Here is an 8,688-nt window from a genome sequence, read left to right as displayed (position 1 = left end):
GGATTCCCGCCCAATAAACGATTGGTGGTTACCGCAGAGCTCAAGTAGATTTGGCCTGATTCTTGTCAGTTCATTACCAAAAATGGTCAATTCTGCTATATTTGTAGAGCACTGAAAATTATGAGAAGACTTCTACTTTTTTTCATTCTTAACAGCATTCTCCTCTCGAATACAATGGCGCAATTCCCGCGCTTCAATTTCGGACCGGAAATCAATTCAACGCACAGTGATCTCAACATTTGCTCCATTTCTGAATTGACCAACGGAAATAAACTAGTGGTTCGCAGTAATTACCAAAGCAATGCTACCCGCTATTCGTTCGAGATTTTTGATGAATCCAATACCCAAATCGGATTTTCCACGCACACCTTTAGTATTCCCGAAACGGATCGTTTGTATTATGTAGAAACCATCACCCTGGGTGAAAAAAACTGGTTGTTTATTTCGCGATTTAATGCCACCGAAAAAACACATGTACTCAATGCCTATCCTATAACGGAAGATGGTATTCAGGAAAATGGGAAAATGGAAATTGACCGTATGCCTGCATTTAATGTCGGCAACACCGGAAAATTTCGTCTGAACATTTCGCCCGATAAAAAAAATCTGGTGCTGGTGCATGAATTCCCTTCCGATAAAACGAAAAACGAATCGCTTTCCATCCATATTTTCGATCAGGATTTAAAAGAAACCTATCACAAAGATCACCTCTTCGATATTCCGAGCCGACCTAATCCGGTCAACCTCCCCTTCATCAACAACAATGGCGATGTGTTTATCATTAAGAAGGACCGCGATAAAACGCAGTATAAATTTTTAATCGTTTCTATTGATAAAAGCACACGTCACCTCGGTATAAAACCAATTACGGTAACGGGACTACTCATCTCCGATATTAAGGCGGGATTATTACACAACGGAAATCTGGTGGTATTGGGATTTTATTCCTCACAAAATTATTCCGATTACGAAGGCATGTTTTATTTTGCTTTTGATCCAGGCGGAAACGTTGCGGCAAAACATCATGAAATGCTGAACTCCGATATCCTTTCCAACTTCATGAGTAAAAAAGAAGCCAGTAAAGCAGGAGCATTTTTGAGCGGATTTTCATTGCAGCATTTAGTAGCACAAGACAATGGCGGATTATATGTGTTGGCAGAAAAATCTTCCATCACCACCAATAATAATCTGGATGCTTTTCTTTATGAGGACATCCTGGTTTTAAACATCGATCACAATGGAAATGTAAAATGGGGAAAAGGGGTTAAGAAGAAACAAGAAAGCATTAACGATCATGCAAAATGGAGCAGTTATAATTTCTGGCTTCACAACGACACGCTAAATCTCATTTACAATAAAGTATTCCCCGACGATCAACTTACAAAAACCGGCAAGAGAAAAAAAGCCGACGAATTTGGCGATAAAACATTTTACGGCAGTACCTGGTCGATGATTTGTCCGGATGGCAGCATAACCAATAACCCCTTGCTCCAATTGCACAGCAATCATTCCGTACCGATGAGTCTTAATCCCGAATTATTGTATCAATCGCCTAAGGGATATGTTTACATTATGTGCGAAGATTATCTCAGGCAACACCATTGCTTAGCTGAAATGCAGTTCTTCAGCCATCATTAAGCATCTTTTCTGTCCTTCAATACATTTTTTATCTGACGGATTTCCTTTTGAAGATTAAGAACCACAGAAGACAAATCGTCTTTGTCCACCTTCGGATCCGGCAATTCATTCGAAATAAAATTCACGAATTTCCATACCTCTAGCACATCGCGGATATCTACTTCATAAGGATCATACAATGGATTGGTAGAAACCAATTGCAAGGATTTATTTTCTTTGAGTTTGTTGTAAACGATTTTAAAAACAATCCCATCGTCTTTGGTTACCAAAATATACGGATACCCACTCTTTATGGTGTTCCAGTTTTGCACGTACTCACCGGTTACAAATGAACCGGAAGCTACCGGCGGCATCGAATCGCCACTGATGGTAAAGGTGCGGTATTTTTTATCGCGCGATAAAAAGGGAAGACTAAAGGTTGGAAGGACTTTAATAAAATCCGGATCGGAATAACCCGCCATATAACCGGCTCTCGCTTTTTCAGGAACCAATTCAATATTTTCCTGATCATCCTGATCCACCGTAGTAGCCAATACACGGAGACGGTTTCCATTCAAATCAATATCATAACCCGATTCTATTTCACTCAACTGCGCATCCGATAAAGAGGATAAATCCGTTTTGAGCAGTTTATCGATGCTGACTCTAAAAAAATTCGAAATACGAATCAGGGTAGCGAAGTTGGGCTCGGCCGTACCGTTTTCATAGCCACTCAAAGAAGAGCGGGTAATTTCCAAACGACCCGACAATTCCTCCTGGGAATGATCCTTTCGTTGGCGTAACAGCTTGAGATTCGGGGCAAAAAACATAGGCGACTCGGTTAAATATTGACAGAAATATAGTCAAATATAGATTAAAAAATCACCAAAACAAAAAAAAGGGCAAAAAAAATCCCGCACAAGGCGGGACTTTCAACTTATCAATACGATTAACGCTTGATCAATTTCCCGGAAGAAACCAATTCGCGGTTCGATACTAAACGATAAAAATACATACCCGAAGAAAGCGTTGAAGCATCCAGACGAATAACATTACCATTGTAATTCATGCTGAGCACTTGCTGACCGATCGCATTCACTACGGTGAGTTGGTAGTTCATGGATTGCTCACTACGGATTTCGAATACATCATTAAATGGATTGGGAACAATATGCACTTCGTTACTCGATGTTTCTTCTACTCCAACATTGCATGAAGTTGCACAAAAAGTTACCGTTCCTGCCACCGTACCCGAATTCAAATCAATCGAACCACCGGTTTGATCGCAGATATCCAATGTACCATTGATAGAACCCGAATTGGTAGTTCCTTGTCCAATACAAAATCTACCGGTACCCGAAACCGTTTTCGAATTCACGAAATCCTGAGTAATCGATACCAATCCGTCATTATTAAATGTAGCTCCTCCACCGGTAGTATCACCGTTGTAAAGCGAATGAGAAATAATTAAATCATGATTAATATCTACATTTTCTGCATTCCAGAAATCATTAGAAACTATCATCGGAGCTTGGGTAGTAAGCGTTCCTGAATTATAAATATTGGCAATGGAAAAACTACCGGAATTATGATTCACGGTACCTGTCGTCCAAAGATCTGTCCCCGTAAACGATCCCGTAGTAGTTAATGTACCTGCAGAAGCCGTAACCACTGCATTCAGTGTTCCTGTGTTAGAAAAAGTAGCAGATGAATTAATGTATAAGGAATCCGACACCGTGAAGGTTCCCATATTAGAAGTTACGGCTGTTAAATCAACACCAAAGGCATTGGTGATGGTCATGGTAGCATGATTCATAAACGTACCACCATTTTGATACATGTTGGCAATGTTTACATTTCCATAATTGTGAAATGCTCCACCACCCACGGCAAGAATCCGGTTAGGCGAATTTCCAAGTAAAGCACCGGAGGCATTAACCGTTACTGAACCCGAGGTGTAGGCGAAATCGACATCCAGCGTTAATTGGTGATTAATCACAATATCGTTTCCGGAGGTTGGAACACAGGTGCAATCCCATGTAAACGGATTGGTTGCATTTCCATTGGCAATGGTGGTTCTGGTTTGAGCAAATGAACCTAGAGCCAAAAGACTAAAGATAACAGCGTAAATAGATTTCATATCAGAGATTTTGTAACTGAAAATTACAAAAACCAAGCCAATAAACTGTTAAAATTACTTAAGAAATATTAAAAGTGTGACCAAAACCGAATAATCCTCAATGGCACAACTCTTTCCGCAACCAGCTTTCCTTATCGCCACCCAGTTTTTCAGCCACCATAAAATCGGCACAACCTTCAACGGTTTTGTTTTGGATGTAATAACAAACCCCGCGATTGTAATATCCGCGATGATCCAGACTGTTCATGGATATGTATTGGGTATAAACCTTAATGGCATCGTCAAACTTCTTCAACTCCGTTAAGCAAATCCCCTTTTTCAAATAGGCATCCGCCAGTTTAGAATCCAGCGAAATAGCTTTTTCGTACGATTTAAGTGCTTCTAAATATCGTTTCGACTCCAGCAACACTTCACCTAACTGATAATGCACTGCGGGATTCTGAGCTTGAATCTTGGCCGCATTTTTTAAATCGAGTTCGGCATCATGCAGCATGTTCAGATCCAAATACAATTTTGCACGCTCAACAAGATAAGAAACATCTTCAGGGTGATTGCGGATATTGTCGGTCACCTGCAATACCTTTTCCTTTTCCTGTTTTTCTTTTTTAGCACGAATACTTTCAGGCGTCATTAATTCCATCTCACGCAGAAGGTGACCGGCACCCGCGTATTTATCTATGATAAATAATACATAGCGGATATCGAGAATAATATTTCTGCAACGTTCCGGATCGTACATCACATCACTCATGGTACTCTCCCAGCTGCGATCGAAATTAATACCGATCAAATACCCATCCGCATCCAAAACAGGAGATCCTGAATTTCCGCCCGTGGTTTGATTGCTGGCGGTAAATGCAACCGGCATTCCATAATGACTTGCATAAGCACCATAATCCTTATTTTTCCACAGGGTGATGAGTTTTTCAGGTAAATCAAATTCTTCATTTCCGGGAATGTATTTTTCCATCATTCCGTCAACAGTAGTGTAATATTCATAACGCATTCCATCCCGGGGTTTGGATCCTTCTACTTTTCCGTACGACAAACGCAATGTAGAATTGGCATCGTACCAATAGGTTTTATCAGGAAACAATTGCATTAATCCGGCAACATAATCCGTCATCATCTGCTCCGATCTGCCATACAACTTTTTATACTCGCCATCTACTTTTGTCCGATATCCATCGTACATCATTTTCATAAGTAAAAAAGCAGGATCCGATTTTAATTTTTTAACGGTAGAAGCAGTAAACTTATTCAGCGTAGCACTCATGCGAACACTATCCGTAAATACTGATTTATTAAAAATATCATCAGCTAATAAATTCCAGTTGCCTTTGTATTTTTTCTTTAAAGTTGAGATTTCATCCGGCAATAAATCAGAAGGTGTACCTTCTAAATACATGGGGAACATCGCCAGGAATAATTTTCTATCGGTGGCAGCATTGTAATTTTTAAAATAACCGCGAACAGAGGAACGATGTTTCTCAATCATTTCTCCGGATTTATTGGAACGCTCTAAATCTGCGAACTGATCAATGGTTTTTTCAAATCCCTGGGTATAACGGATAAACTCCGGACCCGAAAACACCATTTCAGAAAAATAATCATTGGCCTTTCCGTATTCCGAAAATTTCAGATAAAGCGTTGCAAAATCCATAGGAAGCGAAGCATATTTTCGTGCAAACTCCGGATCTTTGTTCGCGCGCTCGGTATATTCCTTTTCCAGTTCACGTTTTACTTGCACGGCATTCAAACGTTTTAATCCAGCCGTTTCACCAATCCACTTTTTATACGCATTACTAATCCGGGCTTGCTTGGCGGCATATTGAATACGAATTAAATCGGAGCTGCGCATATCGGCATCAATAATGTTGAGTGCCGTTTCACGCATTTTAATCCGAATAGGGTTCGAGGTGTTTACGATATAATCAACCGCCGCCGAACTGAGGTATTGTTGTGTTCTGCCCGGAAACCCAAACACCATGGTGAAATCACCTTCCTTTATTCCAGTCATCGATACCGGTAAAGCATATTTTGGTTTATAGGGAACATTATCGGGGGAATAGTCGGCGGGACGATTATTCTTATCGGCATAAATTCTGAAAATAGAAAAATCACCGGTGTGGCGAGGCCAAATCCAGTTGTCGGTATCACCTCCAAACTTACCAACCGAAGAAGGCGGAGCTCCTACTAAACGGACATCACGAAATGTTTCCGATACAATCAGAAAAAATGAATTTCCGTAATTGAAAGGTTTAATCTGCGCTTCATAATGTGTTCCGCGAACAGCATCTGCTTTTATTTTCTCTGCAGCTTGTTGCATGGCCATCGGATCAAGATCTCCATTTTCATTTTTCGCAGCACGCATCAACTCATCTGTTACATCATACATATTCACAACAAACGATGCGGTGAGTCCCGGATTCGGCAATTCCTGCGAACGATCCATTGCCCAAAATCCATTCTTTAAATAATCATGTTCTAAAGAACTGTGCGCTTGAATCTGACCAAAACCACAATGGTGATTGGTAAGAATTAATCCTTCATATGAAATCACTTCCGCTGTGCAACCACCACCGAAATTTACAATGGCGTCCTTTAAAGAAGGTTTATCTTTCGACCAGATTTGCTCCACGTCGATTCGTAATCCCCTTGCTTTCAAATCACTTTCCTTCTGTTTTTTAAGTTGAGAAGGAACCCACATCCCTTCATCAGCTACAACAACTAACGAGATCAATGAGAGAAGAAGTAAAAACGCTATTTTTTTCATAGTATCAGATTATGCAGTAAAAATCGGATTTTTAAATTCCAATTGCAAAAAAAGACATTCCCATCAAATGATTCTCTATTTTTGTATATGCGGTTGCGCATTTACATAACAGGTGTTTTCATTGTTGTAACCGGCCTTTCAGTATGGGGCGGAAATGGTGATACTACACTTATTCTCAAAAAAACACTCAGGGGCGGACTCTCACCCAAATCGGTTGTGCACAATGGAAACGGATTGTTTTTTGCGCAAAACATGATGTACAATCACACCATTTCCGTTTACGATCAGCATTACAACTTGCGAAAAACCATTTCTGACCGTGTTAAGCTGAGTGAATTTGGATATGCCGACAAAAACGGATCATATCGTGGTGCTCCGGTGGAATGTGCATTTAGTCCGGATGGAAAATATGCCTACGTCAGCAATTATTTCATGGAAGGAGAAGGCTACAGCAATCCCGGTTGCGATGAATGTTATGGAAAAGATTTTGATGAATCCTACATATATAAAATCAACACATCATCACTTGCCATTGAAAGTGTATTTCCGGCAGGAAGTGTCCCCAAATATGTTTCCGTAACTCCCGACGGAAAAAAATTATTGGTCAGCAACTGGAGCAGCGGAGATATTTCTATTATCGACCTCAACACGGAGAAGCTGATAAAAAAAGTAAATGCCGGACGATTTCCGCGTGGTATTTCCATCGACTCAGAAAGCAAATATGCCTACATCGCCATTATGGGCAGCACCATCATAAAACGATTAAACCTCACCGATTATTCCAGTGAAAAATTTTGCGACATAGGGAAAGGACCGCGTCACCTTTGCATCGATTCCAAAGATTCGGTTTTGTACGTAAGCCTCAACTCCGATGGCGACATCGCTGCCATACGAATTAAAGACCGCGCAGTTCGAAAACTGCACATTGGAGGAACACCGCGAAGCATGACCATCGGTAACGACGATCGCTATTTGTATGTGGTAAATTATTCCTCTGCTCAAATCACAAAAGTGGATTTAAAATCGTTTTCCGTTGTAGAAAAAGCAGAAACCGCTAAGAATCCCATTGGCATAACTTACGATGAACGCAACAATGAAGTTTGGGTAGCTTGTTATTCCGGATGTTTGATGGTGTATGAAGATTTAGATCAACCGGAAACAAAATATACACTGGCCGAATATTTTAATTTTGGACCCGCGGTGGATGATTTATTCAGCGGCATCACGCGAATTTTCCCTGATAAAACTGCTGCATCCAATCCTGCATCCGGCTCCGAAAACATTCTCAAATCTTCCACCACTGTTGCATTAAAAACAGAAAAGAAAAAAGAAGCGGAAGCCAAAGAAATAAAGGAAGTCAAAACCGAAAAAGTAATCGTTTCATCCGGTGGTAATTATTTTGCAATTACCGGTTCATTTAAAAATGAAGCCAACGCTAAACGTCAGGTCGATAACCTCAAGAAAAAAGGATACGCCTGCGAAGTAATTGATAATAGCAATGGATTCCACTATGCTGCAGTTGGAGGATTTAATTCCAAAGAAGAAGCAACTGAGGCATTGTCGACACTCAAATCAAAAGAAAACCTGGAAGCTTGGGTTTGGCAGAAAAAATAATTACTTCAGTTTACCGGTCAATACCGTAGCTAATACGGTAACGAGATTTGCTCCCAGTAATCCAAACAATAAAATCAGCGGCATGGCTTTACCGTGAATCAGCATGATCATTACCACGAAGGCAGCAAGGGTAACCAAAAAATTAATCAGCTTTAATAAATCGTTTGAACGTTTCAGCTCATTGATTTCAGATAATTGAGCAGCAAAAAGTCCCAACACCAAAACCGTATTTAACCAAGGCCAATAAGCATCCGGTTTCACGCTTTCGTAAATGATAAAAATCAAAACCACCCCCGATAAAAGGACCATCCAGCCAATAAATCTGAATAACTTTTCGAAAGGTGTTTTGTAATCGTCGGTACAATTCAGAAAAATAAACAGCACCAGCAACACATCAAACAGGGTAAGGAATAGTTTAATGTCGTTAAAAATGGAAAGATGCCCGGTCATAAACAGTACGCCCATCACGAGAATTCCCGCAATTGCCAGATATTCAATGATTCGAAAAAACGACCGTATAGTTTGCATTAGGTAAATCTAC

At 40.3% G+C, this 8,688-nt stretch carries 6 protein-coding genes; 2 read left to right on the top strand and 4 right to left on the bottom strand.

Annotated elements, in window-relative coordinates; translation table 11 throughout:
• The first annotated feature begins 120 nt into the window (after positions 1–120).
• Positions 121–1,638, top strand: a complete 1,518-nt coding sequence (locus K1X56_07930; GenBank protein ID MBX7094632.1) for a hypothetical protein — start codon at positions 121–123, stop codon at positions 1,636–1,638.
• On the opposite strand, the gene K1X56_07925 is transcribed toward K1X56_07930, so the two are convergent.
• From K1X56_07925 to K1X56_07915, 3 genes are all read right to left on the bottom strand, one after another.
• On the bottom strand, positions 1,635–2,447 hold the full coding sequence (locus K1X56_07925; protein MBX7094631.1) for a helix-turn-helix domain-containing protein: 813 nt from the start codon (positions 2,445–2,447) through the stop codon (positions 1,635–1,637). The genes K1X56_07930 and K1X56_07925 overlap by 4 nt on opposite strands.
• Before the next feature lie 119 nt (positions 2,448–2,566).
• Positions 2,567–3,757, bottom strand: a complete 1,191-nt coding sequence (locus tag K1X56_07920; protein MBX7094630.1) for a T9SS type A sorting domain-containing protein — start codon at positions 3,755–3,757, stop codon at positions 2,567–2,569.
• Positions 3,758–3,854: 97 nt separating this feature from the next.
• Entirely contained in the window at positions 3,855–6,533 is a 2,679-nt protein-coding gene (locus tag K1X56_07915) for a S46 family peptidase (GenBank protein MBX7094629.1), read from the bottom strand.
• An 87-nt stretch (positions 6,534–6,620) separates the two neighbouring features.
• On the opposite strand from K1X56_07915, the gene K1X56_07910 reads away from it, so the two are divergent.
• Positions 6,621–8,147, top strand: coding sequence for an SPOR domain-containing protein (locus K1X56_07910; protein MBX7094628.1), 1,527 nt, complete (start codon positions 6,621–6,623; stop codon positions 8,145–8,147).
• On the opposite strand, the gene K1X56_07905 is transcribed toward K1X56_07910, so the two are convergent.
• Positions 8,148–8,675, bottom strand: coding sequence for a hypothetical protein (locus K1X56_07905; protein ID MBX7094627.1), 528 nt, complete (start codon positions 8,673–8,675; stop codon positions 8,148–8,150).
• Positions 8,676–8,688 lie beyond the last annotated feature (13 nt).

Source organism: Flavobacteriales bacterium (assembly GCA_019694795.1).
Classification (GTDB): domain Bacteria; phylum Bacteroidota; class Bacteroidia; order Flavobacteriales_D; family UBA2798; genus UBA2798.
Note: the sequence above shows the minus strand (reverse complement) of the source record. Positions and strands in the feature narration are given on the sequence as shown.

What these genes read in the sequence shown, in the direction of transcription:
- K1X56_07930 (MBX7094632.1), top strand. Translation starts at nt 121, where the DNA reads ATGAGAAGACTTCTACTTTTTTTCATTCTTAACAGCATTCTCCTCTCG.
- K1X56_07925 (MBX7094631.1), bottom strand. Translation starts at nt 2,447, where the DNA reads ATGTTTTTTGCCCCGAATCTCAAGCTGTTACGCCAACGAAAGGATCAT.
- K1X56_07920 (MBX7094630.1), bottom strand. Translation starts at nt 3,757, where the DNA reads ATGAAATCTATTTACGCTGTTATCTTTAGTCTTTTGGCTCTAGGTTCA.
- K1X56_07915 (MBX7094629.1), bottom strand. Translation starts at nt 6,533, where the DNA reads ATGAAAAAAATAGCGTTTTTACTTCTTCTCTCATTGATCTCGTTAGTT.
- K1X56_07910 (MBX7094628.1), top strand. Translation starts at nt 6,621, where the DNA reads ATGCGGTTGCGCATTTACATAACAGGTGTTTTCATTGTTGTAACCGGC.
- K1X56_07905 (MBX7094627.1), bottom strand. Translation starts at nt 8,675, where the DNA reads ATGCAAACTATACGGTCGTTTTTTCGAATCATTGAATATCTGGCAATT.